At 71.8% G+C, this 24,722-nt stretch carries 18 protein-coding genes; 14 read left to right on the forward strand and 4 right to left on the reverse strand.

Annotated elements, in window-relative coordinates; translation table 11 throughout:
- The first annotated feature begins 1 nt into the window (after window position 1).
- The 5 genes from RUR_RS01755 to RUR_RS01775 are packed head-to-tail and all read left to right on the forward strand — an operon-like array spanning window position 2 to window position 9,066.
- Window positions 2–979, forward strand: a complete 978-nt coding sequence (locus tag RUR_RS01755) for an enediyne biosynthesis protein (protein WP_283133054.1) — start codon at window positions 2–4, stop codon at window positions 977–979.
- Window positions 976–6,699 carry a type I polyketide synthase gene (locus RUR_RS01760; protein ID WP_283133055.1) on the forward strand — a complete coding sequence of 1,908 codons (5,724 nt, stop codon included), beginning with the start codon at window positions 976–978 and terminating at the stop codon, window positions 6,697–6,699. The genes RUR_RS01755 and RUR_RS01760 overlap by 4 nt, the downstream gene beginning before the upstream one ends.
- Window positions 6,696–7,124, forward strand: coding sequence for an acyl-CoA thioesterase (locus tag RUR_RS01765; protein ID WP_283133056.1), 429 nt, complete (start codon window positions 6,696–6,698; stop codon window positions 7,122–7,124). Before RUR_RS01760 ends, RUR_RS01765 begins: the two co-directional genes overlap by 4 nt.
- 20 nt (window positions 7,125–7,144) lie before the next feature.
- Window positions 7,145–7,678, forward strand: a complete 534-nt coding sequence (locus RUR_RS01770) for a flavin reductase family protein (protein WP_283133057.1) — start codon at window positions 7,145–7,147, stop codon at window positions 7,676–7,678.
- Window positions 7,675–9,066 carry a cytochrome P450 gene (locus RUR_RS01775; RefSeq protein ID WP_283133058.1) on the forward strand — a complete coding sequence of 464 codons (1,392 nt, stop codon included), beginning with the start codon at window positions 7,675–7,677 and terminating at the stop codon, window positions 9,064–9,066. Before RUR_RS01770 ends, RUR_RS01775 begins: the two co-directional genes overlap by 4 nt.
- A gap of 48 nt (window positions 9,067–9,114) precedes the next feature.
- On the opposite strand, the gene RUR_RS01780 is transcribed toward RUR_RS01775, so the two are convergent.
- Window positions 9,115–9,813, reverse strand: a complete 699-nt coding sequence (locus RUR_RS01780) for a helix-turn-helix domain-containing protein (RefSeq protein ID WP_283133059.1) — start codon at window positions 9,811–9,813, stop codon at window positions 9,115–9,117.
- Window positions 9,814–10,255: 442 nt separating this feature from the next.
- On the opposite strand from RUR_RS01780, the gene RUR_RS01785 reads away from it, so the two are divergent.
- From RUR_RS01785 to RUR_RS01820, 8 genes are all read left to right on the forward strand, one after another.
- Complete coding sequence (locus tag RUR_RS01785) at window positions 10,256–10,786, forward strand: DUF5987 family protein (protein WP_283133060.1); 531 nt, start codon at window positions 10,256–10,258, stop codon at window positions 10,784–10,786.
- The gene (locus RUR_RS01790; protein WP_283133061.1) at window positions 10,783–12,438 is read left to right on the forward strand and encodes an FAD-dependent oxidoreductase; all 1,656 of its coding nucleotides are present in this window, start codon (window positions 10,783–10,785) and stop codon (window positions 12,436–12,438) included. Before RUR_RS01785 ends, RUR_RS01790 begins: the two co-directional genes overlap by 4 nt.
- Window positions 12,439–12,447: 9 nt before the next feature.
- Window positions 12,448–13,536, forward strand: coding sequence for a carboxymuconolactone decarboxylase family protein (locus tag RUR_RS01795; protein WP_283133062.1), 1,089 nt, complete (start codon window positions 12,448–12,450; stop codon window positions 13,534–13,536).
- Window positions 13,533–14,339: a TIGR03084 family metal-binding protein gene (locus tag RUR_RS01800; RefSeq protein ID WP_283133063.1), complete on the forward strand. Its 807-nt coding sequence runs from the start codon at window positions 13,533–13,535 to the stop codon at window positions 14,337–14,339. The genes RUR_RS01795 and RUR_RS01800 overlap by 4 nt, the downstream gene beginning before the upstream one ends.
- A gap of 141 nt (window positions 14,340–14,480) precedes the next feature.
- A complete protein-coding gene (locus tag RUR_RS01805; RefSeq protein ID WP_283133064.1) occupies window positions 14,481–15,176 on the forward strand; it encodes a DUF899 domain-containing protein in 696 nt (231 codons plus the stop codon).
- A 546-nt stretch (window positions 15,177–15,722) separates the two neighbouring features.
- Window positions 15,723–18,590, forward strand: a complete 2,868-nt coding sequence (locus tag RUR_RS01810; RefSeq protein WP_283133065.1) for a helix-turn-helix transcriptional regulator — start codon at window positions 15,723–15,725, stop codon at window positions 18,588–18,590.
- Between the two features lie 16 nt (window positions 18,591–18,606).
- A complete protein-coding gene (locus tag RUR_RS01815; protein ID WP_283133066.1) occupies window positions 18,607–18,804 on the forward strand; it encodes an acyl-CoA carboxylase epsilon subunit in 198 nt (65 codons plus the stop codon).
- 32 nt (window positions 18,805–18,836) lie between these two features.
- Window positions 18,837–19,817, forward strand: coding sequence for a hypothetical protein (locus tag RUR_RS01820; RefSeq protein WP_283133067.1), 981 nt, complete (start codon window positions 18,837–18,839; stop codon window positions 19,815–19,817).
- 47 nt (window positions 19,818–19,864) lie between these two features.
- Here RUR_RS01820 and RUR_RS01825 read toward each other — a convergent pair whose 3' ends face one another.
- From RUR_RS01825 to RUR_RS01835, 3 genes are all read right to left on the reverse strand, one after another.
- A complete protein-coding gene (locus RUR_RS01825; RefSeq protein WP_283133068.1) occupies window positions 19,865–20,863 on the reverse strand; it encodes a quinone oxidoreductase family protein in 999 nt (332 codons plus the stop codon).
- Between the two features lie 90 nt (window positions 20,864–20,953).
- Entirely contained in the window at window positions 20,954–22,288 is a 1,335-nt protein-coding gene (locus RUR_RS01830) for a nucleotide disphospho-sugar-binding domain-containing protein (RefSeq protein ID WP_283133069.1), read from the reverse strand.
- Between the two features lie 28 nt (window positions 22,289–22,316).
- Window positions 22,317–23,816 (reverse strand): MFS transporter, encoded by a 1,500-nt coding sequence (locus RUR_RS01835; protein WP_283133070.1) that lies wholly within the window; start codon window positions 23,814–23,816, stop codon window positions 22,317–22,319.
- 557 nt (window positions 23,817–24,373) lie between these two features.
- Here RUR_RS01835 and RUR_RS01840 point away from each other — a divergent pair.
- Window positions 24,374–24,712 carry a hydroxyisourate hydrolase gene (locus RUR_RS01840; protein WP_283133071.1) on the forward strand — a complete coding sequence of 113 codons (339 nt, stop codon included), beginning with the start codon at window positions 24,374–24,376 and terminating at the stop codon, window positions 24,710–24,712.
- Window positions 24,713–24,722: the final 10 nt, after the last annotated feature.

Here is a 24,722-nt window from a genome sequence, read left to right on the forward strand (position 1 = left end):
CATGGGCGCAAACGACGCCGCCGTCAGTCCACCGCGTCACGACCAGAAGGTCGTCACCGCGCTGCGCAGGTTCGCGATCTCGATCACGATCTTCAACATCCTCGGCTACTCGTGGTGGGGTTTCGAGCAGGGGTACATCTGGCCGTTCGTCGCCCTGGCCACCGGCTACACCACCGAGATCGTGCTGGAGGCGATCGGCGCCAGGTCCGAGGGGCGGGCGCCGCGCTACCTCGGCAACGGCTTCCGCGGGCTGATGGAGTTCCTCTACCCCGCCCACATCACCAGCATCGCCGTGAACATGCTGACCTACGTCAACGACCAGATCCTGATCATGATGTTCGGGGTGGTCTTCGCGGTCGGCACCAAGTGGGTGTTCCGGGCGCCGGTGCGCGGGCGGCTGCGGCACTTCATGAACCCGTCCAACTTCGGCATCGCGATCATCCTCGTCCTCTTCCCGTGGGCCAGCATCGCGCCGCCGTACCAGTTCAGCGAGCACGTCGGGAACCCGGTCGACTGGATCATCCCGCTGGTGATCATCACCTTCGGCACCATGCTCAACGCCAAGCTGACCGGCCGCATGTGGCTGATCGCCTCGTGGGTGATCGGCTTCGCCGTCCAGGCGATCGTCCGCGGACTGATCGTCGACGACATCTCCATCCTCGGCGGGCTGTCGATGATGACCGGCATCGCGTTCGTGCTGTTCACCAACTACATGATCACCGACCCGGGGACGAGCCCGTCCAAGCCGCTCTCGCAGGTGGCCTTCGGCGGCGGGGTCGCGCTGGTGTACGGCCTGCTCACCGGTATGAACATCCCCTACGGCATCTTCTTCGCCACCGCGGTGGTCTGTCTGGTCCGCGGCGGATTCCTGTGGGCGCTGCACATCGTCAACAAGGCACGTGAGCTGGACGCCGCCAAGGTGCAGGCCGAAGCCGCCAAGGCGCTCCAGTCCGTGGAGACGGAGGCCGCGAAGATATGACCAGAATCGCGATTGTCGGTATGGCGTGCCGATATCCGGACGCCTCCTCACCCCGTGAGCTGTGGGAGAACGCCGTCGCCGGACGCCGGGCCTTCCGCCGGCTCCCCGACGTTCGCATGCGGCTCGAAGACTACTGGGACGCCGACCCGGCCGCGCCCGACCGCCTCTACAGCCGGACCGCCGCGGTCATCGAGGGCTACGAGTTCGACCGGCTCGGCTACAAGATCGCAGGCAGCACCTACCGCTCCACCGACCTGACCCACTGGCTGGCGCTCGACATGGCCGGCCGGGCGCTGGCGGACGCCGGCTTCCCGGGCGGGGAGGGCCTACCGCACGAGCGCACCGGCGTCATCGTCGGCAACAGCCTGACCGGGGAGTTCACCCGGGCCAACGTGCTCCGGCTGCGCTGGCCGTACGTACGGCGCACGCTCACGGCGGCGCTCGCCGCGGAGGGCTGGGACGACGACCGGCTGGCCGGCTTCCTGGCGGAGCTGGAGACCGCCTACAAGAGCCCGTTCCCCGAGGTGGACGAGGACACCCTCGCCGGCGGTCTCTCCAACACGATCGCCGGGCGGATCTGCAACCACTTCGACCTGGGCGGCGGCGGCTACACCGTCGACGGCGCCTGCTCCTCCTCGCTGCTGGCGGTGGCCACCGCGGCCAAGGCGCTCTCCGACGGCGACGTCGACGTGGCCGTCGCCGGGGGCGTGGACCTGTCCATCGACCCGTTCGAGCTGGTGGGCTTCGCCAAGACCGGCGCGCTGGCCAAGGGGGACTTCCGCCTCTACGACCGGCACTCCAACGGCTTCTGGCCGGGCGAGGGCTGCGGGATGCTCGTGCTGATGCGCGAGCAGGACGCGGCCGAGTCGGGGCGCCGCGGCTACGCGAGCGTGACCGGGTGGGGCGTGTCCTCCGACGGCAGGGGCGGCATGACCCGGCCCGAGGTGGCCGGATACCGGCGGGCGCTGCGGCGGGCCTACGAACGGGCCGGGGTCGGCATCGACACCGTGTCGTTCTTCGAGGGCCACGGCACCGGTACGGCGCTCGGCGACGCGACCGAGCTGGCCGCGCTGACGGCCGAGCGGACCGCGGCCGACCCCGCCGCGGCACCCGCCGCGGTCGGCTCCATCAAAGGCATGATCGGCCATGCCAAGGCCGCGGCCGGGGTGGCCGGTCTGATCAAGGCGACGATGGCGGTCCACGAGGAGGTGCTGCCGCCCACGCTCGGCTGCGTGGACCCCCACCCGGTGTTCGGCCAGGAGCCGGTGGCGCTGCGCGTGCTGCGCAAAGCCGAGCCGTGGCCCGCGGGCGCCCCGATACGGGCCGGGGTCACCGCCATGGGCTTCGGCGGGATCAACACCCACCTGGTACTGGAGAAGACCGAGCCGCGGCGCCGTACCGGCGTCTCCAGCCGCACCCGGTCGCTGGCCGCCTCGCTCCAGGACGTGGAGCTGCTGCTCGCGGACGCCGCCTCGCCGGAGGGCCTGCGCGAGCGGCTGACCGAGCTGGCCGACTTCGTGCCGCAGCTCTCCTACGCCCAGCTGGCCGACCTCGCCGCCACCCTCCAGGGCGAGCTGCGCGACCTGCCGTACCGCGCCGCCGCCGTGGTGTCCTCGCCCGACGAGGCCGAGCAGCAGCTGCGCCGGCTGATCCAGGCACTGGACGCGGGCGAGCAGCGGGTCTTCGACGGCGGGGCCTTCCTCGGCCGCGCCGCGCGCAGGCCCAGCGTCGGATTCCTCTTCCCCGGCCAGGGGTCGGGCCGGGGCACCAGCGGCGGCGCGCTCCGCCGCCGGCTGGCCGAGGTGGAGGAGATCTACCTCAAGGCGGCGCTGCCCACCTCGGGGGACATGGTCGCCACCCACGTCGCCCAGCCGCGCATCGCCACCGGCTCGATCGCCGGCCTGCGCGCGCTGTCCCTGCTCGGGGTGGAGGCCGACGTCGCGGTCGGCCACAGCCTGGGCGAGCTGTCGGCCCTGCACTGGGCCGGGGCGATGGACTCCGCGCGGCTGCTCCGGCTGGCCGCCGGCCGCGGCCGGGCCATGGCCGAGCACAGCGCCTCCGGCACCATGGCCGGTCTGCGGGCCACCCCCGACCAGGTGAACCGGCTCATCGCCGGCCTGTCGGTGGTGATCGCGGGATACAACGGGCCGGAGCAGACCGTCGTGGCGGGCACGGTCGAGGAGATCGAGACCATGGCGGGCCGGGCCGCGGGCGAGGGCGTGCCCTGCATGCGGCTGCCGGTCTCGCACGCCTTCCACTCCCCGCTGGTCGCCCCGGCGGCCGAGTCGTTCGGCGCGCGGCTCACCCGGGAGGAGTTCGCCCCGCTGAGCGGGCGGGTCGTCTCCACCGTCACCGGGGACGAGCTGTCGGCCACCACCGACCTCAGGGAGCTGCTGCACCGGCAGATCACCGACCCGGTGCTCTTCACCCAGGCCGTGGAGCGGGCGGCCAAGGACGTCGACCTCTTCATCGAGGTCGGCCCGGGCCATGTCCTCACCGGGCTGGTGACGGCCGCCGTCGACGTGCCCGCGGTCGCCCTCGACACCGACGACGAGTCGCTCACCGGGCTGCTGCGCACGGTGGCCGCCGGCTACGTGCTCGGCGTCCCGGTCCGGCACGAGGAGCTCTTCCACGGCCGGCTGATCCGGCCGCTGCGGGTGGGGCAGTCCTTCAGCTTCTTCGCCAACCCCGCCGAGCAGGCACCCGCGGTGGGTCCCCAGGCCGTCGTACGACGTGCCGCCCCCGAGGCGGAGGGGCGCGAGGACGGCCCGGCGGAGACGGCCGAGTCCACGCTGGACATGCTGCGCCGCCTGGCCGCCGCCCGCGCCGAGCTCCCGCTCGACATGGTGAGCGGCGACGCAAGACCCCTGGACGAGCTGCACCTCAGCTCGGTCACCGTGATGCACCTCATCGACCAGGCGGCCAAACGGCTGCGCATCCCCGCCGCCCAGGTGCCGGTGAACCTCGCCACGGCCAGCCTGTGCGAGCTGGCCACCGCCCTGGACACGCTGTCGGAGGCGACCGGCGTCGCCGACTCCTCCCCCGTCCCGGCGGTGGCCGGGGCGGCCCCGTGGGCGCGGGCGTTCGCCGTCGACCTGGACGAGATCCGGCTCCCCAAGCAGGTCGCCGCCGAGGCGGGCGGGACCTGGCGGGTGTTCGCCCCGGGCGGGGCGCCGCTCGCGGCGGCGCTGCGCGGCGCCCTGGAGAACGGGCAGGTCGGGTCCGGGGTGCTGGTGTACCTGCCGCCGGACTGCGCGGAGGAGGACCTGGAGCACGCGCTGCTCGGCGCCCAGGCGGTCCTGTCCGCGGCCCGCGGCACCCGGTTCGTGCTGGTGCAGCACGGCAGGGGCGCGGCGGGCCTGGCCAAGACGCTCTCCCTGGAGGCACCGCAGCTGCGGGTCACCGTCGCGCAGGTCCCGCCGATCCCCGAGGCGGTCGGCTGGGTGGTGGCCGAGGTGGCCGCCACCACGGGCTTCTCCGAGGTCCGGTACGACGAGGCGGGGCTACGGCGCGTGCCCACCCTGCGCGCGCTGCCGGTCCGCCCCGGCCGGGTCCAGCCGGTGCTCGACTCCTCCGACGTGTTCCTGGTGACCGGGGGCGGCAAGGGCATCACCGCCGAGTGCGCCCTGGCCGTCGCGGGGGACAGCGGCGCCAAACTGGCCGTGCTCGGCCGGTCCGACCCGGCCCGGGACCCCGAGCTCGCCGGCAACCTGCGGCGGATGGCCGAGGCCGGGGTGCGGGTGCACTACGTCCGGGCCGACACCGCCGACGCCGACCGGGTGCGCGCGGCGGTCGCCGAGGTCGAGGAGACGCTCGGCCCGGTCACCGCGGTGCTGCACGGCGCCGGGCGCAACGAGCCGGCGGGGCTCGCCACGCTGGACATGGCCGCGTTCCGCCGTACCTTCGCCCCGAAGGTCGACGGGATGCGCAACGTGCTCGCGGCGATCGAACCCGGCCGGCTGCGGCTGCTGGTGTCGTTCGGCAGCATCATCGGCCGGGCCGGCCTGCACGGCGAGGCCCACTACGCCACCGCCAACGAGTGGCTGGCCGACCTCACCGAGCAGACGGCGGCCCGGCACCCGGACTGCCGGACCGTCTGCATGGAGTGGTCGGTCTGGTCCGAGGTCGGCATGGGCGAGCGGCTGTCGGTCGTCGACGGCCTGACCCGCCGGGGCATCGTCCCGATCGCCCCCGAGCAGGGCGTGGAACTGCTGCGGCGGCTGGTCGCCGACCCCGGCGTCCCGGCCGTCGTGGTGATCAGCGGCCGGACCGAGGGAATCGGCACGGTCCGCCGGGACCTGCCGGACCTGCCGCTGCTGCGCTTCGTCGGCAAGCCGCTCGTCCGCTACCACGGGGTGGAACTCGTCACCGAGGTGGAACTGGGCTCGGGCACCGACCTCTACCTCGCCGACCACCTGCTCGACGGCAACCTGCTGTTCCCCGCCGTCTTCGGCATGGAGGCGATGGCGCAGACGGCCGCGGCGCTCACCGGGCGGGACGCGACGCCGGTGATCGAGCAGGCGGAGTTCGTCCGGCCGATCATCGTGTCGCCGGACGGAAGCAGCACGATCAGAATCGCCGCGACGGTCGTGGACGACGACACCGTGGCCGTGTCGATCAGGAGTGCGGAGACCGGCTTCGACGTGGAGCACTTCCGCGCCCGGCTGGTGTACGGGCTCGGGCCGGCTCCGGCCGGGCCGCCGGACCAGACCGCGCCGGGGCTGCCCGGCGTGCCGCTCGACCCGGCCACCGCGATGTACGGCGACGTCCTCTTCCAGGGGCCGCGCTTCCATCGGCTCCGCCGGTACCATCGCGCCGCCGCCCGGCACGTCGACGCCGACGTGGCGGCGGTGGCGGACGGCGACTGGTTCGCCGGGTTCCTCCCCGGTGAGCTGCGGCTCGGCGACCCCGGCCTGCGGGACGCGCTCATGCACGGCAACCAGGTGTGCGTCCCCGACGCGACCCTGCTGCCCACCGGGATCGAGCGGATCCACCCCGGCGGCCCCGACCTGGCGCGAGCCGGGGAGCTGCGCTACTGCGCGGTCGAACGGGAACACCACGGCGACACCTACGTCTACGACATCGCCGTCCGTACGGCCGGCGGCGAGGTCGTGGAGCGCTGGGAAGGGCTGCGCCTCCAGGCGGTGCGCAAGAAGGACGGCCGCGGCCCGTGGGCCGCGCCGCTGCTCGGCTCCTACCTCGAACGGACGCTGGAAGACCTGGTCGGCACCCGCGTCGCCGTCGCGGTGGAGCCGGACGAGGCGGCGCCGGCCGCCCTCGCCGCCGGGCGGGCACTCGGCCGCCCCGTCCGCCTCGCCCACGTCGGAGACGGTGAGCACGCCGTCGAGGACGGCCGTACCGTCGCCGTCGCCCACGGAGCCGGGACGACCCTCTGCGCCGTCGGCGAAGGGCCGCTGGCCTGCGCCGTCGAACCGGTGACCGCCCGCCCGGCCGAGGCGGCGCACGCCCCGCTCACCGAGGAGACCGCCGCGCTCACCCGCGAGGCGCCGGAGACCGCGGACACCCGGGTACGGGCCGCGCTCACCTGCCTGCGCCGGGCCGGGGCCGCCGGCGGCGACGTCCGGATCGACGGCGTGCGGGACGCGTGGGCGGTGTTCGCCTCCGGCGGCCTGCGGGTCGCGACCCTCGTCACGACCCTGCACGGCGTCCCGGATCCCATCGTGTTCGCAGTTCTCACCACAGGCGGTGACCGGTCATGAAGAAATACTTCGAGTACACCCACACCGTTGGCTTCGAGGAGACCAACATCGTGGGCAACGTCTACTACGTCAACTACCTGCGCTGGCAGGGACGCTGCCGGGAGCTCTTCCTCAAGCAGGCCGCGCCGGAGGTCCTGCGCGACCTGCAGGACGACCTGAAGCTGTTCACCCTCAAGGTCGACTGCGAGTTCTTCGCCGAGATCACCGCCTTCGACGAGCTGTCGATCCGGATGCACCTGGTCGAGCTGGCCCAGACCCAGGTCGAGTTCACCTTCGACTACGTCCGGCTCGACCCGGGCGGCGGCGAGACGCTCGTCGCCCGCGGCCGGCAGCGGGTGGCCTGCATGCGCGGGCCGAACACCCGCACCATCCCCTCCCGGGTGCCCGATTCGCTGGTCCAGGCACTCGAGCCCTACGCGGCCTGATGGCACCCCAGGAGGCCGGCGTGAGTATCGACCAATCCATCTCCTCCCGCGACGTCGACGTGAAAGCGTTGCGCCAGGCGCTGGGCACGTTCTCCACCGGGGTCACGGTCGTGACCACGGCGACGCCCCCGCACGCCATGACGGCCAACTCCTTCACCTCCGTCTCGCTCGACCCGCCGCTGGTGCTGATCTGCGTCCGGCGGGACGCGATCATGCACGGCTGCCTCTCCATGACCGGCCACTTCGGCGTCTCGGTGCTCTCCGCCGACCAGGAGGGCGAGGCCAAGCACTTCGCCAACCGCTGGCGGACCCTCGGCGCCGCGCAGTTCGAGGAGGGCGCCTGGCGGCCGGGCGAGGCGACCGGTGTGCCGCTGCTGGAGAACGCCGCCGCGTGGTTCGAATGCGAGCTGTGGCGCTCCTACGACGGCGGAGACCACACCGTCTTCATCGGCAAGGTGCTCTCGGTGCACCGGCGGCCCGACGCCGACCCCCTGCTGTTCTGCCAGGGACGGTTCCGGCGGATCGCCCCCCAGCCCAGCGAGGTGGCCGGATGAAACCGACCGCCAAGGCCGCCCCGCCCGGCCCCCCGATCTCGGCCACGTTCGGCCTGTACCGGCAGCTGGTGACCGACCGGCTGGGCATGCTGACCTCGGCCGCCGACCGGTACGGCGACGCCGTGCGCATCACCGTCGGACCGCAGACCCTCTACTACTTCAACCACCCCGACCACGCCAAGCACGTCCTGGCCGACCACAGCGGCAACTACCACAAGGGGATCGGCCTGACCGAAGCCCGCCGCGCCATCGGCGACGGTCTGCTGACCAGCGAGGGCGAGCTGTGGCGCAAGCAGCGCAAGATGATCCAGCCGGTCTTCCAGAACCGCCGGCTCGCCGTGCACGCCCAGGCGATCGCCGAGGAGGCGGCGCACCTGGTCACCCGGCTCCGCGCGCACGAGGGCGGCCGGCCGATCGACCTCTCCGCGGAGATGACCGGCCTCACCCTCGGTGTGCTGGGGCGCACCATCCTCGACGCCGACCTGGGCTCGGTCGGGCTCATCGGGCACGCCTTCGAGGCGGTGCAGGATCAGGCCATGTTCGACATGGTCACGCTCAGCAAGGTGCCGCGGTGGCTCTCGCTCCCCAAGGAGCGGCGCTTCCGCCGGGCCCTGCGCGAACTCCACCGGGTCGCGGACGGGCTGGTCGCCGCGCGGCGGGCCGACCCGCGCCCGGACGGGGACGACGTGATCTCCCGGCTGATCGCCTCGACCGCGGACGACCCCGACCGGCGGGCCGTCCGCCGCCGGATGCGCGAGGAGCTCATCACCCTGCTGCTCGCCGGGCATGAGACGACCGCCAGCACGCTGTCGTGGGCCTTCCTCCTCATCGACCGGCATCCGGAGGTACGCGAGCGGCTCCGGGCGGAGGCCGCCGAGGTGCTCGGCGACCGGCCGCCGACCTACGAGGACCTGCACCGGCTCCGCTACACCGCGATGGTGGTGGAGGAGGTCATGCGGCTCTACCCGCCGGTCTGGGCGCTCACCCGCAAGGCCGTGGCCGCCGACGAGGTGGGCGGGTACCCGGTCGCGGCCGGCACCGAAATCATGATCAGCCCCTACACGCTCCACCGGCATCCGGAGTTCTGGGAGGCGCCCGAGCGGTTCGACCCCGAACGGTTCGACCCCGCCCGTCCCGCGGACCGGCCCCGGTACGCCTACATCCCGTTCGGCGCCGGGCCCCGGTTCTGCGTCGGCAACCACCTGGGGATGATGGAGGCCGTCTTCGTCATCGCCACGGTCGTGCGGGAGCTCCGCCTGTCCGCCCGGCCCGGCTTCAACCCCTTCCCCGAGGCCATGCTGGCGCTGCGGATCCGGGGCGGGTTCCCCGTGACCGTGAGCTCGGTGGACGCCCTGCCGCGGGGTCCGATGCCGGCGCGACGTCGTTGAAGGCGTGAAAAAGCCTCACGTGGTCCGGCCACGTGAGGCTTCTTCGTGTTATCGCACCAGGTCGCGGAGGGCGAGCAGGGACGGCGCGTCCAGCGGCTTCATCGGCCGCAGCCGGACGTCGAGCCGCGCCTTCGCCGCCTCGCCGTTGATGACGATCGGGCCGCTGTGCCCGACGAACAACGCCGTGTCCCCGCCCGGGGGGTGGTCGAACGCGTCCTCGCGCCCGTCCACGACGGATTGGGTCAGCACGTGCCAGCTTCCCTCGGGCACGTCCTCCAGGACGAAGGATCCGGGCTTGTTCAGGACCGTGTATCTGACCGGCCATCCCTCCAGGATCCGGTTCGGGAACAGTCCCACGAAGACCGGACGCCCCCCGAGGGGAGAGGCGACCTCCCCCTCGATCCGGGCGGATTCGAGTCCCTTGAGGTCCCGGCGGTACCCGATCAGCTCGCGCGGCACGACGCTGCGCAGCTCCCGGTACATGCTCGGGGCCGTGCCCACGCTGCTGGTGAAGCGCGAGCTGAAGGTGCCGACGCTGGAGTAGCCGACCATGTGGCTGATCTCGGTGACGGTGGATGAGGTGGTGACCAGCAGCCGTTTGGCCTCCTGGATTCGCAGCGCGGACAGGAAGCGGCCGGGCGAGAGCCCGGTGACGCGCTGGAAGACCCGGGAGAAGTGGAACTTGCTGAACATCGCCGTGCTGGCCATGTCGTCAATCGTGAGCGGCTTGTCGAGATGCTCGTGCATGCTCAGGATCGCGCATAGAACGGATCTTTCGATAACCATCGCTGCTCCCGAGTTTCGGGGAAGGCAAAGGCGGGGCGCGTGACAGCGAAGACTTCTTATTCCGAAGCCGCGACCATGACTTTGTCACTTATTTCGCCAGCGTAACCGCGGCCCGGTAGGCCCGATAGGGCTCAAACCGTTTTCTCGGGTGGCCCCGGACAAGGATAGTGAGGAGGAATAGGGGTTGTAGGGGGTCCCTCTCGGCCGCGATATACGAGGTCCGAGCCGCCTGCAACCACAAGCACCAGGCCCGATACAGAGAGTAATACATTTCCTGGGGAAAGCAACAGAAAAGATGCGGCTCCCGTTACATAAATTAGACGATAAGCCGGACCGAAGACGACCCATTAGATGAGGAATCTCTATGCGGCCGCAAACCTCGGACGGATACACAAAAAGAACGATGACGCTTGAGGCGTTCTCGGACACCATCATCCCGGGCGAGAGGCGATTCCCCGGCGACCGGGCCGTGGCCGGGGCGGCGAGCGGCGGGGGCGCGGTCGCCGCCGGGGCCGTCCAGCTGCTGGAATGGGACGCGACCGGGGTCACCGCGGGCCTGGACGACTTCGCGGCGCTGCTGAACGAGCACGCGCGCGCCTACGCCGGACAGAGCGGGCTCACGCTCGACGACTCGGTACCGGAATTCGTGGCGCTGTCGTTCGAGGACCGGACCGAGCTCGTGCGGCGCCTCGTCGCGCCCGGCCACCCGGAAAAGCAGATCTGGATCAGCATCGCCCTCTTCGCCAACATGGCCTACGACTCGGCGGCCCACATGGACACCGCCGAGGCGATCGCCTCCGGGCACCCGGGTCTCACCGCGATGGGCTTCGCCCTCCCCGAATCCGACGGCCTGTGGCGGTTCCGCGACTACTCCTACGGCCGACCGCTGGCGGCACTCCACCCCGACACGACCCCCTCAGGGAGCCCGGCATGACCGCGACGGAACGTACCGACGTCCTCATCGTCGGCAGTGGCTTCGGCGGTGCGATCACGGCCTACCACCTGGCCGCCGGCGGCGCGCGCGTCGTCGTCCTGGAGCGCGGACCGTGGCTGACCTCGAAAGACTTCGAGCACAACTTCAAGCTCGGCTCCTCCTACACCCGCATCTTCGACTTCGTCGTGGGCGACGGGATGAGCGTGCTCGGCGGCAACTGCGTGGGCGGCGGCAGCGTGGTCTTCTTCGCCGCGCTACCCCGCGCGCCCGGCTTCGTCTTCGAGCGGCGCGGCAGCATCGGACGGCGGATGTGGCCGGCCGCGATCAGCCGCGACACCCTGGAGCCGTGGTACGACCGGGTGGCCGAGTCAATCGAGATCACCAAGCAGGGCTGGGAGGACGTCTCCTATTCGGGCGGCCTGTGGGCCGCCGCGTGCCGCCACGCCGGACGGACCGCCAACCCGGTGCCCGCCGCCGTCGACACCGGCTCGTGCACCAACTGCAACTGGATGATGGCCGGCTGCCGGTTCGACGCCAAGCAGTCCCTGCAGACCAACTACCTGCCCGCCGCGCTCTCCCACGGCGCGCAGATCCGGCCGCTCCACGAGGTGCAGCACATCTCCAAGACCGAGGACGGCCTCTACCGGGTGCACTACAACCTGGTCGACGACGAGGACTACCGGGTGACCACCGGGAACGGCGTCATCGACGCCAAAATCGTCATCCTCGCCGCCGGAGCCGGGGCCACCCCCGTCATCCTGCAGCGCAGCGCGCCGACCCTGGGCCCGATGCCGCACGCGGTGGGCCGCTACTTCTCCGGGAACGGGGAGCGGCTCAACACCGCCGTGTTCGACGAGGACCGGGTGCGCGAGGTGCTCGGGCTGTCCCACGGCGACGGCCTGGCGTACGCGGCCAACCAGATCGGCAAGGGCCCGACCGTGGCCAACTGGGACCGGCTGGACGGCTCGCTCCCCGAGTACACCCGGTACTCGCTGGAGCAGCTGTACTTCCCGCCCGGGCTCGGGACCATCCTGGCCCAGGCCGCCGACGGCGACGGCCTGGCCTGGTTCGGGGTGAAGAAGAAGGAGATGCTGGAGCGCTGGCGCTCCTGGCTGATCATCTTCCAGATGATCGAAGACGACAACGAGGGCGTCTTCGGCCCGCCCCCGGCCACCGGCAACGCCGACCGGATCTCCCAGCAGATGCTCGGCGTCGGGCGCCTGCAGTACCACCCGACGGCCAACACGCTCCGCGCCTGGGGGCTCGCCGACGCGGAGGTGAAGGACATCCTCGAACGCGACGGGCTGGCCACGGTGACCCCGTGGACCAACGACGTGGTCGGCGCCTACACCGTGCACCCGCTGGCCTCCTGCCGGATCGGCGACGACCCGGCCACCTCGGCGCTGAGCGACGAGCACGAGCTGCGCGGGCACCCCGGCATCTTCGTCACCGACGGCTCCGCCGTCCCCGGGGCGCTGACCGTGAACCCCGCGATGACCATCTCCGCGCTCGCCGAGCGCGCCGTCCCCGCGATCGTGCGGGCGGCGCGGGAGCGCGGGATCGAGGTCTCGTACGGCGCCCCGGCGCCGGACGGCTCGGTGGGCGGCCGTCGCGGCGTGGCCGGGCTGATCCCGATCCTGCCGCGGGTCTAGGGGACGCCGATGGGCAAGATGCTGGCGCGCGCCACGCTGTCGGAGATGCTGCGGCAGATCCGGCACGTCGTCCCGGTACGGCCGGGCGGCGCCACCGGGCTCGTCGCCGAGGTCTACGGCCAGCTTGAGCGCGACTTCGGCATGCTCGCCCCACCGGTCATCCTGCACTCCCCCGCCCCCGAGGCGACGGCGGCCTGCTGGATGGTCCTGCGGGAGTCGCTCATGGCCGACGGGCGGGTGCCCCGGGCCGCCAAGGAGGCGGTCGCCGCCACGGTGTCGCGCGGCAACGACTGCCCCTACTGCGTGGACATCCACGGGTCGACGCTCCGGGCGCTCACCAAGGGGAGGTACGACGGCGACCGGCTGGACGCCGCCGGCGACCCCGCCCTGGGCCCCTCTGTGACGTGGGCCCGGGCGAGCGGGAGGGCGGACACGGCGGCCCGGTCCGACCCTCCTCCCGCCGACCACCTGGCCGAACTGGCCGGTGTGGTGGTGGCCTTCCACTACTTCAACCGGATGGCCGCCCTCTTCCTCACCGGCTCCCCGTTCCCGCGGCCGATGCCGGACGCCGCCCGCGGGACGGCCCTGCGGATGCTCGGCCGGGTCATGGCGGTCCAGGCCCGGCGGGGCGTCTCCCCCGGGCTCTCGCTCGGCCTGCTCCCCGCCGCGGCCCCGGCGGCCGACCTGTCCTGGGCGGGCGGGTCGCCGACGGTGGCCGGGGCCCTCGCCCGGGCCGCCGCCGCCCTGGACAGGGCCGGCGACCGGTCCGTGCCCGCGGGGGTCCGGGAGCTGGTCGCCGCGGAGCTGGCCGCCTGGAACGGCGAGCCGCGCGGCCCGAGCCGTTCCTGGGTCGAAAGGGCGACAGCGGTGCTGCCGCCCGCGGAGCGCCCCGCCGGGCGGCTGGCGCTGCTCACCGCGCTGGCGCCGTACCAGGTGGACGGCCCGGTCGTCGAGGGGTTCCGCGTCCGTGACCCGGACGACTCGACGCTGGTCGAGCTCACCGCCTGGGCCGCCTTCGCCGCCGCGAGACGGGTCGGCGCCTGGCTGCCGTCCCCGTCCGTCAACCGATTGATTCCCCACAGGAGGAGTGACCCGTGATCGAGCTGGACAGCGTACTCAGGGATCTGACCGCGGAAGGCGAGGAGCTCGACCGCCTGGTGAGCGGGCTCGGCCCGGAGCAGTGGCGGTTGCCCTCGGCCGCGCCGGGCTGGACGGTCCACGACCAGATCGCCCACCTCACCTTCGTCTTCGGGATGGCCAGGACGGCGGCGGCCGCTCCGGACGCCTTCAACGCGATGGCGGCCAAGGCCGCCACCGTCGGCTTCACCGCCGTGGTGAACGGCGCGCTCAAGGACTACGAGGACGACACCCCCGAGGTGCTGCTCGACCGCTGGCGGGAGGCGCGCAAGACCGTCGTCGAGGCGCTCGCCGCCGTACCGGCCGGGCAGACCGTGCCGTGGCTCGTGAACCCGCTCCCCCCGGCCATCCTCGCCTGCGCCGGGATCATGGAGCAGTTCGCGCACGGCCAGGACATCGCCGACGTGACGGGCATCCGGATCGAGCGGACCGACCGGCTCCGGCACCTGGTCGGCTTCGTCGTGCTGACCAGGGACTTCGGCTACCTGTCCCGGAACGAGACGCCGCCGGCCACGGAGTTCCGGTTCGAGATCACCAGCCCGTCGGGCGAGCTGTGGACGTTCGGCCCCGAGGCCTCGACGGAGCGGATCACCGGCTCCGCCGTGGACCTCTGCCTGCTCGCGACCAGGCGGCGGCACCGGGACGACGTGGACGTGGTCGCCTCCGGGGCCGAGGCCGATCACTATCTCGACATCGCGCAGTGCTACCGCGGCCCGGCCGGCGAGGGCCGCCGGCCGGGCCGGTTCGCCGAGGCCGGCGCCTGATCCGGTGGCGGCCCCCTCCCCGTCGGGGGCCGCCACCACACCCGATAGAGCAATACGGAAGAAGCGCCGGAGGCGACACTAGGCAAAGATGCATGGATACGCGATGCTGTCCTTCGCATACGGATAGCGAGGGGAGAGGGAATGAACCGGCATAAAATCGGCACTCGTGACGAGTGGCGCGCGGCCCGCATCAAGCTGCTGGAAGCCGAGAAAGAGCTCACTCGCCGGAGCGACGAGCTGACCCGGCAGCGGCAGGAGCTGCCCTGGGTGCCGGTGGAGAAGGAGTACCGCCTCGAAGGCCCCGACGGGCCGGTCTCGCTGCGCGACCTCTTCGAAGGACGTTCCCAGCTCATCGTGTACCACTTCATGTCGACCGGCTGCCCGAGCTGCTCCTCCTTCATCGACTCGCTGGACGGCACCGCCACGCACCTGCGCAACCACGACGTGGTCCTGGCCTGCGTGCTCCGCAACCCGATCGACGAGGTGACCGCGTTCCGGAAGCGGATGGGCTGGCAGGTCCCGTTCTACTCCTCGCCCGACGGCGAGTTCAAAGTCGACTTCGGCACCTCCTTCACCGACGAACTGGCCGCGGAGGGGCCGGAGTACAACTACTACCGGCTGCCGCCCATCCTGCCGGACCCGAGCATCTTCCCGCGGGACATGCCCGGCCTCACCTCGTTCGTGCTTGAGGACGACGTCGTCTACCACACCTACTCCAGCTACAGCCGCGGCAACGACGTGCTGTGGAGCATGTTCCAGGTGCTCGACCGGGCGCCCAAGGGCCGCAGGGACCACGCGCTGAAGCTGCGACTGCACGACGAGTACGGCGAGGGCTGACGGCTCGGCGCGGCCCGATCGGCCCCCGGGTCCTTCGGGCGGCACGGCTCTTGAGCGTCCGCATGCCCGCCCCCGATCGCGCGGTGCCCGTCACGGGTACCGCGCCGTCGTCGTGCCCGCTCGCCGGCGCCTTCCCGCAGGCGTTCCCGGCAAGCGCGCGGGTTGTTCCGGGAACCGAGGGGAAAGACCCCCAATAACTCGGTGAAGCCATCCCGATAACAGGTTCCCGTAAAGCTAGTAAACACCAGGGGTCAGCGAAAGACGGCACCTGGACCCGGCACCCCCGACCACGCAGGTGACCATCGATGCCATCGCTGTTCAAGCCCCCGGCACCACGGACACCCCACCGCCCGCGACCCGCCGATCGGACGACCCCGGCGGGCGGGCCCGCAAACCCTTGGCCGACCATGTCACGATCGGCCGCCGTCAACGATGGAGTAAGCGGGGCCGGGCGCGCGCACAGCCGGTCATAGTCAGTCGATAGCCCTACGATAAGGACACCCTCTACCCTCCGACCGGAACCGCTGGGGGGGATTGGCGAAGATCATGGAGAAGATGGGATACGGCAGCGCACACCAGATCGGCCGCACGGAGGCGGAACAGCCGATGAGCTTGATCGAACGGGACGACGAGCTTGCCACCCTGCGGGCCACCCTCGGCGCGGCGATGGCGGGTAGAGGACGATGCGCGCTGGTCAGCGGTGTCGCGGCGACCGGCAAGAGCGCGCTGTTACAGGCGTTCACCGACCACGCCCTCCAGGTCGGCGCGGTCACCGTCACAGCGATCACATCGCGGATGGAGCGCTGCCTGCCCCTGGGCGTGATCGGCCAGCTCATCCGGGACGCCCCCCTGATCGGCGAGGAGCGCACCCGGGCCCTGGCCCTGCTGGACGACGGGGTGCGCTCGGTGATGTCCCTGCCGTGGGAGCACGAGACCGAGCAGCAGATCGAGCCGCAGGTCGTCCACCTGCTCTGCAGCATCCTGCTGGAGCTCGCGGAGAAGCAGCCGCTCGCCGTCGTGGTGGACGACGTCCACCACTCCGACCGGGCCTCGCTGATCTGCCTGGCGTACCTGAGCCGCCGGGCGCGCTTCGCCCGGATCGCGGTGGTCCTGACCGAGTGCGACCACGGGCGCTACACCGACGGCACCTTCCAGGCGGAGCTGCGTCAGCCGCTGTGGGAGAAGATCGAACTCAACCATCTCACCAGGTCCGGTGTGGCGGCCATGGCGGCCGGCCGCGTCGGCGCGGAGGCGGGCAAGCGGTTCGCCGGCGACTGGTACGCCCTCAGCGGCGGCAACCCGCGCCTGGTCGCGGCGCTCGCCGACGACCACCGGGACTTCGTCCGCTTCGCCGAGAACCGCGAACCCGACACGGTCGTGGTGGGCACCGAGTACGGCAGGGCCGTGCTGGCCTGCCTGTCCGGAGGCGACGACCAGACCCTCCAGGTGGCGCAGGGGCTGGCGATCCTGGACGACGCCGAGCTCCTGGACCAGCTGCTCGGCCTCGGCGCCGATGTCGTCGGGCGGGAGCTGCAGACCCTCACCGCGACCGGCCTGCTCGCCGGGGGACGATACCGGCACGAGGTGGCGGGGCGCGCGATCGTCGAGGAGATGGGGGCCGAACGGTCGGCGAAACTGCACCGCCGCGCCGCCGAGGTGGCCTACGGCGCCGGCGCCCCGCCCGACGTGATCGCCGGGCATCTGCGGTGGACCGAGCCGCTCGACGTCCCCTGGGGCGTCACGATCCTGGAGCAGGCGGCCGTCCACGCGCTGCGCGGCGGCTCGACGGAGGCCGCCGTGTCCTTCCTGCGCAGAGCCGCCCGCGAGTGCGCCGACGACGAACAGCGCGCCCGGATCACCAGCATGCTGGTCCGCGCCGAATGGCGTCTCAACCCGGGGGCCGCGGCCGCCCACCTCACCGCGCTGATCGACGCCGCCCACCGGGGTGACCTGCGTGACGACGACGCGGTCGCCCTGGTCCGCGCGCTGCTCTGGCACGGCCGGACCGAGAGCGCGCGGAGCGTGCTCGACCACCTCGGCAAGTCCGCGGGTCCCGAACTGGTCGCCACCCGGCTGTGGCTGCGGGTCACCCACCCGGATCTGCTGACGCACCTGAGGCAGCCCCCCAGGGAGGAGGGCCTGGCGGCGGTCACCTCCGTGGCGCTCAGCAGGCGGCTGGAGTCGGCCCTGGCCCTGGCCGAGAGCGTCACCCAGGGGCTCGGGCCGAAGGAGCTGGACACCGTCGAGCGGATCCTGGACGGCTCCCATCTGGACGAGATGTCGCTGGAGACCGTGGAGAACGGGCTGCTCGCCCTCGCCTACGGCGGGCATCCCGACCGGGCGGCGTCGTGGTGCGGCAGGTTCGTCGGCGAGGCCGCCTCGCGGCAGACCCCGAGCCGGAGCGCCCGCCTGCTGGCCGTACGCGCCGAGGTCGCCTTCCGCCAGGGGGACATGCCCGCCGCCGAACGGTACGCGCGCAAGGCGCTGGAGATCATCCCGCTGAGCGGCTGGGGGGTGGCCGTGGGCGGTCCCCTGTCCGCCCTCGTCCGGGCCCTGACCGCGATGGGCCGGTACGACGAGGCGCGCGAGCAACTGGACCGGCCCGTCCCGGAGGCCATGCTCCAATCCCGGTACGGCCTGCACTACCTGCACGCCAGAGGCCGGCACAGCCTGGCCACCGGCTATCCCGCGCTGGCCCTGCGCGACTTCCACCTGTGCGGCGAGATGATGTCGGGCTGGGACGTCGACACCCCTTGGTTCATCCCCTGGCGCACCGACGCGGCTGAGGCGTGCCTGCGGATGAACCGGCCGGAGGAGGCCAGGCAGCTCGCCCAGGCCCACCTCGACCGGTGCGCCCCGCGCAACCCCCAGGGCCAGGGCGTCGCGCTCCGGTTGCTGGCCGCCGTCTCCGCCGCGGAGCTCCGCCCGGCCCTGCTGCGGCAGTCGGCCGAGTTCCTGCAGGTCGCCGGAGACCGGTACGAGCTGGCCCGCAGCCTCAACGACCTCGCCGTGGTCTACGAGGAGCTGGGCGAGCACCGCCGCGCCGGGATCATCGTCAACCGGGCCCGGGCGGCCGCCGACGAGTGCGGCACCGTGCACCTGCACCGGACGATGCCCGAAGGAGCCGAGCCGGGGCTCCCCGCGTCCGACAAGTGGATCAGGAGGCTCAGCGGCGCCGAGCGCCGGGTGGCCGCCCTGGCCGCGGCCGGCTACACCAACAGCGAGATCGCGGCGAAGCTGTTCATCTCGATCAGCACGGTCGAGCAGCACCTCACCAGGACGTACAAGAAACTCTCGGTCTCCGGCCGCGAAGGCCTCCCGGCCAACCTCGGCCTCCCCGCGCAGCAGGCGGCGTGGCCGGCCGACGGCTCCGCACACGAGCGCATGCAAGAAGTTGCGGGAAGCCACGGGTAAAAGCGATCTTCGAAGTATGCCAGGGCACGGTACTCCGAAGGTGGTGCGGGGCAATCCGGGACCGGACGACGTGGAGGCGGTGATCGCGGCCCTGACCCTGCTCGCCGCCCGCGCGACGGCCGAGCCGCCGCGTCGGGCCGACCGCTCCGGTCTCCTGCGCCGCCCGTTCTTCACCGCGCCCGGCTCCTGGCGGACCGTCGTCTGGTCCCGCTGAGGCGCTTCCCCATCCCGGTGAGGAGACACACCATGGCCATCAAGCGAGCGGCCGAAAGCGTCCCCATTCCCCCCATACCCTCGTCCCCGGCCACCTCCACGCTGGTCAACGGACACTTCCCCCGCCGCCGAGGGCTGGTCCTGGCGATCAGCGGCCTGGTCGGCCTCCTGCTCACGGTGGTCTGGTCGGCCGAGTTCGTCGACCGGACGATCGGCGACAACGTCGCGAACACGCTGCTCGGCCACGACGCCAAAGCCACCCCGATCACCGGCGTGGCCGCCGGCATCGCCTTCGCCTTCGTGAGCGGCGTCGCCGGCACCTTCACGGCGTGCAACATCGCCGCCTTCGGCGCGATGGCCCCGATGATGGGCGGAACCGGCCGCTCCCGCAGACTGCTGTACGCCCTCAAACCCCTGGGCTGGCTGTCGGCCGGCATGGTCACCGTGTCCGCGGTCTACGGCGCGATCGTGGGCCTGGTGGGCACGGCGATGCCGCAGTTCTCGACCGCGCCGAACGTGCCCGGCACGCTCTCCGCACGCAGCGTTCAGTCGCTGGTCATCTTCGGCCTGATCGGACTGATCATGTTCTATCTGGGGCTGGCGGCGCTCGGCTACGTCCCGGACCCGTTCGCCCGGATCTCCCGGCGTTTCCCGAACGCGCCGATGGTGGTCATGGGCGCGCTCATCGCGGGCTTCCTGATCGGCAGACCGTTCCCGCTGTTCCGGCAGATGTTCCGCGACGCGGCCGAGAGCGGCAACCCGCTGTACGGCGCGGCGGCCTTCGTCCTGCAGTCGGCCGGCAACATCGTGATCATGGCGGTGCTCTTCCTGGTCCTGATCGCCGTGGCCGGCACCCGCCTGCAGCGGTGGCTGACCGCCAAGCCGAGCAGGCTCGCGGTCCTCACCGCCGCATCGCTGATCGTCGCGGGTGTGTTCACGTTCTTCTACTGGGACGTACGGCTGCTGGCGCGCAGGGAGATCATCCCCTGGTATCCGGTCGCGCCCTGGGCCTAGTGAGAAGCCCGGCGGGGTGACCCCCGCCGGGCTTTTCGCTCCCTCGTTCACCGACCCGGCCGGAGCACGGCCTTGCCGATGGACCGGCGCGACTCCAGGTCGGCGTGGGCGAGGGCCGCCTCGGCGAGCGGGTACTCGGCGTGGATCCGCGGCCGGAGCCGACCGGCGAGGACGTCCCCGAACACCGTGCCCGCCCGGCGCAGCATCTGCTCCCTGGTCCGGTCGTAGTGGCCCAGGGAGGCCTTGGTGAGGAACAGCGAACCGCGGGCGCCCAGCTCCTGCGGGTCGGCCGACCGTACGGCACCGCTCGTCTGCCCGTACAGCACGAACGTCCCGCGGGGGCGCAGGCAGCCGAGCCCGGCCGTGAAGGTGGCCTCGCCCACGGCGTCGTACACCACGGCCACTCCGGCGCCGTCGGTGATCTCCTTGACCCGGGCGGCGAAATCCTCCCGCGTGTAGTCGACCACGTGGGCCGCTCCGGCCGTACGCGCCGCCTCGGCCTTCTCCTCGTTCGACACCGTCGCGATCACCGTCGCGCCGCGCGCCGTCGCGTACTGGGTGAGCAGCCCGCCGACACCGCCCGCGGCGGCGTGCACCAGGCACACGTCGCCGGCGGCGAGCGGCACCACGTCGGTGGCGAGGACGTGCGCGGTCATCCCGTGGATCAGCGCGGCGACCGCGACGACGGGGTCCATCCCGTCCGGCAGCGGCACCGTCTTGTCGGCCTTGACCACGCAGTGGGTGGCGTACCCACCCGGGGAACCCGCCCACGCGATCCGGTCGCCCTCGACGATCCCGGTCACCGCCGGCCCAACCCGCTCGACGACGCCGGCGCCCTCGAAGCCCGGGGTGAACGGGAACTTCACCGTGTAGGTCCCGGACCGCTGGAACAGGTCGACGTAGTTGACGCCGGCCGCGGTCACCCGGACCAGCACCTCGCCGGCGCCCGGCTCGGCCACCTCGGCGTCGACGACCCGGAGCACCTCGGGCGGACCGTGCACGGCCATCGTCACCCGCTGCGGCCCGCCGTTGACGGAATCGGTCATGGCACCTCCATAGCGTGCTCTGTGCAAGCGGAAGACCCGATGGCGATGCCGCACACATCGCCATCGGATCCCGGGATACGGCTCGCGCCGTCAGACGGAGAGCGTCAGGGTTTCGAGGACGGGGACGAGGTCGCGCGGGCTGGGGGCGGCGATCTGGTCCTCGTGGAGGCGGTTCGCCCCGGCCTTGTACGACGGCTCGGTGAGCACCCGCATGACCTGGTCGCGGATGCCCTCGACCGAGGCCTTGCTCATGTCCAGCACCCCGCCCGCGCCGTGGTCGGTCACGTACTTCCCGGTGGTCGGCGCCAGCGCGTACCGGGTGGCGCCGACGACGCCGTCCTCGGAGGTCTCGGCGATGACCGGCAGGTCCAGGAAGTCCACCACGAGCTGGGGCACCCGCGCCGACGCGGCGCCCGCCATGGTGGCGAGGCCACCGTGGTGGATCACGGCCGAGCAGGTGGGGGCGAGCTGGTTCAGCGGCACGTACTCCACCACCCGGACGTTGTCCGGGATCTTGGTCACGTTGGCCAGCTGGTTGTCGTTGAGCGTGGCCACGACCTCCACGTCGAGTCCGCCGAGCGCGTCCAGGAGCATGGGGACGTAGTTCCAGTCCGCGGCGAGGAAGGCCCGCATCGACACCCCGAGCGAGAGCGCGACCCGCGGCCGGTCCGGCACCGGGTACAGCCACGCGGGGGAAGCCGACTGCTTGGAGTGGGCCAGCCAGCGCACCGGCACCATCCTGGTGTCGACCGGCAGGTGCGCCTGCACCGACGGCGGCATCGGGTTGATCGTGAAGTTGCCGAGCAGGGTCTCCCGGTCGATGGGGACGTCGTACTTCTCCCCCATCGCGCGCAGCGTCTCCACCATCGGGTCGGCGATCGGCGGCACGTCCGCCTCGGCCGCGATGCGCTGGAACGTCTCGATGGACCAGCCGACGATGTCGGGGCCGGAGAAGCGGGCGTGCCGTGCTCCGCAGGCGCGGGCGGCGACGCCCGCACCCGGGAAGCACGGGTCCCAGATGACCAGGTCCGGGCGCCATTCCCGGAAGAAGCGCACCATGCCGTCCATGACCGGCATCGAGTCGGTCGCGGAGCCCCGGTAGCGGGTGAAGTCCCACATGGACGGCAGGAAGAACTGGCTGAAGGTGTTCCAGTTCACCAGCTGGTCCACGGGGAGGTTCATCGCCTCCGTGATGCGTGCGATCTCGGCGCGCTCCTCGGGGTACACCCCACCCGGGCCGAAGGGTGGCGGCACGTCGGGGTCGCAGATCGCCGCGAAGGACAGGCCTTCCTCGGAGACCGCGTCGCCGAAACAGGGGTGGGAGACGACGAACACCTCGTGTCCGGCGGCCCGCAGCGCCCACGCCAGCGGGGTGAAGGGGTAGAGGTGGGCCGGGGCCGGCCACATCGCGATGGCGACACGCATGGGGACTCCTTGACTCGAACGGATCAGGTCAGCTTGGAGCGGGTGCCGCGGCTTCGCTCTGCGCCGTTCCCTCCTCCGCCGAAGGCCCCGGCGGGGCGCCGATCGGCGGGATGTGCCGGAGAGTGAAGTAGGCGAGCACGGCGAAGCCGAGGAACAGGACGATGCAGATGACCGCGACGGAGGCGTAGGCCGAGTTGAACGCCTCGCGCCCCACCGCCAGCACCTGCGCGGCGGCCTCGGGCGGCAGCTGACCGGCGGCCGCGGCCGCGTCGGCCATGCTCTCGCCGACCGCGGGCGGAGCCCCCGAGGGGAGCTGCACCGTCCCCTGGTAGAGGAGGGTGGCCAGGCTGCCGAGTCCGGCGATGCCGAGGGCGCTGCCCAGTTCACCGGCCGTGGTGGACAGGGACGCCGCCGATCCGGCCTTCTCCGGCGGGGCCGACATCAGGACCAGCTGGTTCACCAGCGCGGGGATCGGGCTGACGCCGAGGAACACCACGGAGACGCCGACGACCAGGATCGGGAGCCCGTTGGAGGCGCTCACCTGGGTGAGGATGCCCATGCCGACGATGCCGACGAGCGCGCCCCCGGCCATGACGAACCCGGGGCGGTACTTCTTGGCCAAGCCCATCGAGAACTGGATACCGAAGATCACGACAACCGAGGGGATCAGCAGCCACAGCGCCGTCGCCAGCGGCGAGAGACCCTCGACGAGGAGGAGATGCTGGGTCATCAGCAGGCCGTTGCCACCCTGGATCACCCCGGCGAGCAGGTACAGCGTGAGTCCACCGGCAACGGCGGCGATGCCGAAGAGCCCGAAGTCCAGCAGCGGGTCGGGGAGCCGGCGCTGCCTGCGCGCGAACACCGCGCCGATCGCGAGGCCGACCACGATGGCCGCGCCCGACTGCCACGACCAGCCCACCCGGGCCAGCTCCTTCAGGCCGTAGATCACCGGAAGGATCGCGGCCAGCGACAGCGCCACGCTGAACAGGTCCAGCGGTCCGGACTCGGTGCCGGGGCGACGGCCGGGCAGGAGGAAGGGGCCGGTCACCATGAGCAGCAGCATGATCGGCGCGCCGATCAGGAAGATCGAGCCCCACCAGAACGAGTTGAGGAGCAGCCCGCCGACGGTCGGACCGAGGGAGATGCCCAGTACGGCGGCGCCGGACCAGACGCCCATGGCCGTACCCATCTGCTTGGGGTCGGTGAACATGGCCCTGATCAGCCCCAGCACCGACGGCATGATCGTCGCGCCCGCGATGCCGAGCAGGGCGCGGACCGCGATCAGCATCTCCGGGCCGGTGGAGTAGGCCGCGACCACCGAGAGCACGCCGAAGACGGCGGCGCCGATCAGCAGCAGGTTGCGGTGACCGATCCGGTCACCCAGCCGGCCCATGGTCACCAGGAAGCCGGCGATGAGGAATCCGTAGATGTCGGTGATCCACAGAGCCTGGACCGGGTTCGCCCCCAGGTCGGCGACGAGCTGGGGCAGCGCCAAGATCACGACGCTGAGGTCCAGCATCGCGAGCATGGTGGGCAAGGACAGTACTGCCAGTCCGATCCACTCTTTCCGCCCAGCGCGGGAAGGTGTTTCTTGGAGGGACACGCTGCAGCCCCTTTCTCAATCGAGTCAAGACACGTCTGTGCGCTGGTTCAGCAGTGTCCGCCGGTGCGCGCTCCCTGGCATCTCCGAGCATGCGCACTTCGCCGAGTCAATGGGGAATTTTCTCTGTGGCACCGTCAGTGTCCGCCGGGCGTCCGCCGCCATGCATCTTTGAGCATGCGCTCCCCCGTCCCGGCCCGGGCCGCCGGTTTCGCACCGGAAACGGGAGGCTGGATTTCCCGGAAACCGGGTATGCGATACCCGGCGACTACAGACCGGGCACCATCCTGACATTTGACACAACAGCACGTTTGGCGGGTTTGTGAAACATCGGCCTGTGAGAGACGATAACCTCTCGAAGCGAAACCGATAACGCCTTCCATTACATCTGGGAAAGGGCTTGGCCGCCCACCGTATGCGGCGACGCCGGCCGTGCCCTGTCGGGTAACCCGCCGGGACGCCACCGATAGATGGGGTGACCGCGCATGGGGATCTCTGTACAGGCTCTGGACGCTGTGTACGGCCGGCCGGCGGCCGGCGTGCGGACGCGCATCGAACGTTCGATCAACGGTCGTTGGAGCGCCTGCTCCGACGCCGAAACGGATCAACGGGGCCATGTCGGAGAGTGGAGCGGCCAGAAGTTCGAACGCGGGCTGTACCGGATCGTCTTCGAGAGCGACCGATACTTCGTCAGCCTCGGCTACCGGGCGGCCTACACCGAAATCGTGGTCATGTTCCGCATGCAGGACGAGGCCGACTCCGCCCAGATCCAGGTGCAGTTCTCCCCCTACTCCTACTCGACCTATCTGGGGTCGTTCGGCTGACCGCCTCCGC

This window comes from Rhizohabitans arisaemae, from assembly GCF_025996515.1.
Taxonomy (GTDB): Bacteria; Actinomycetota; Actinomycetes; order Streptosporangiales; family Streptosporangiaceae; genus Rhizohabitans; species Rhizohabitans arisaemae.

Coding starts and splice junctions, on each gene's coding strand:
- RUR_RS01755 (WP_283133054.1), top strand. CDS start 2: ATGGGCGCAAACGACGCCGCCGTCAGTCCACCGCGTCACGACCAGAAG.
- RUR_RS01760 (WP_283133055.1), top strand. CDS start 976: ATGACCAGAATCGCGATTGTCGGTATGGCGTGCCGATATCCGGACGCC.
- RUR_RS01765 (WP_283133056.1), top strand. CDS start 6,696: ATGAAGAAATACTTCGAGTACACCCACACCGTTGGCTTCGAGGAGACC.
- RUR_RS01775 (WP_283133058.1), top strand. CDS start 7,675: ATGAAACCGACCGCCAAGGCCGCCCCGCCCGGCCCCCCGATCTCGGCC.
- RUR_RS01780 (WP_283133059.1), bottom strand. CDS start 9,813: ATGCACGAGCATCTCGACAAGCCGCTCACGATTGACGACATGGCCAGC.
- RUR_RS01785 (WP_283133060.1), top strand. CDS start 10,256: ATGACGCTTGAGGCGTTCTCGGACACCATCATCCCGGGCGAGAGGCGA.
- RUR_RS01790 (WP_283133061.1), top strand. CDS start 10,783: ATGACCGCGACGGAACGTACCGACGTCCTCATCGTCGGCAGTGGCTTC.
- RUR_RS01795 (WP_283133062.1), top strand. CDS start 12,448: ATGGGCAAGATGCTGGCGCGCGCCACGCTGTCGGAGATGCTGCGGCAG.
- RUR_RS01805 (WP_283133064.1), top strand. CDS start 14,481: ATGAACCGGCATAAAATCGGCACTCGTGACGAGTGGCGCGCGGCCCGC.
- RUR_RS01810 (WP_283133065.1), top strand. CDS start 15,723: ATGGAGAAGATGGGATACGGCAGCGCACACCAGATCGGCCGCACGGAG.
- RUR_RS01815 (WP_283133066.1), top strand. CDS start 18,607: ATGCCAGGGCACGGTACTCCGAAGGTGGTGCGGGGCAATCCGGGACCG.
- RUR_RS01820 (WP_283133067.1), top strand. CDS start 18,837: ATGGCCATCAAGCGAGCGGCCGAAAGCGTCCCCATTCCCCCCATACCC.
- RUR_RS01825 (WP_283133068.1), bottom strand. CDS start 20,863: ATGACCGATTCCGTCAACGGCGGGCCGCAGCGGGTGACGATGGCCGTG.
- RUR_RS01830 (WP_283133069.1), bottom strand. CDS start 22,288: ATGCGTGTCGCCATCGCGATGTGGCCGGCCCCGGCCCACCTCTACCCC.
- RUR_RS01835 (WP_283133070.1), bottom strand. CDS start 23,816: ATGCTCGCGATGCTGGACCTCAGCGTCGTGATCTTGGCGCTGCCCCAG.
- RUR_RS01840 (WP_283133071.1), top strand. CDS start 24,374: ATGGGGATCTCTGTACAGGCTCTGGACGCTGTGTACGGCCGGCCGGCG.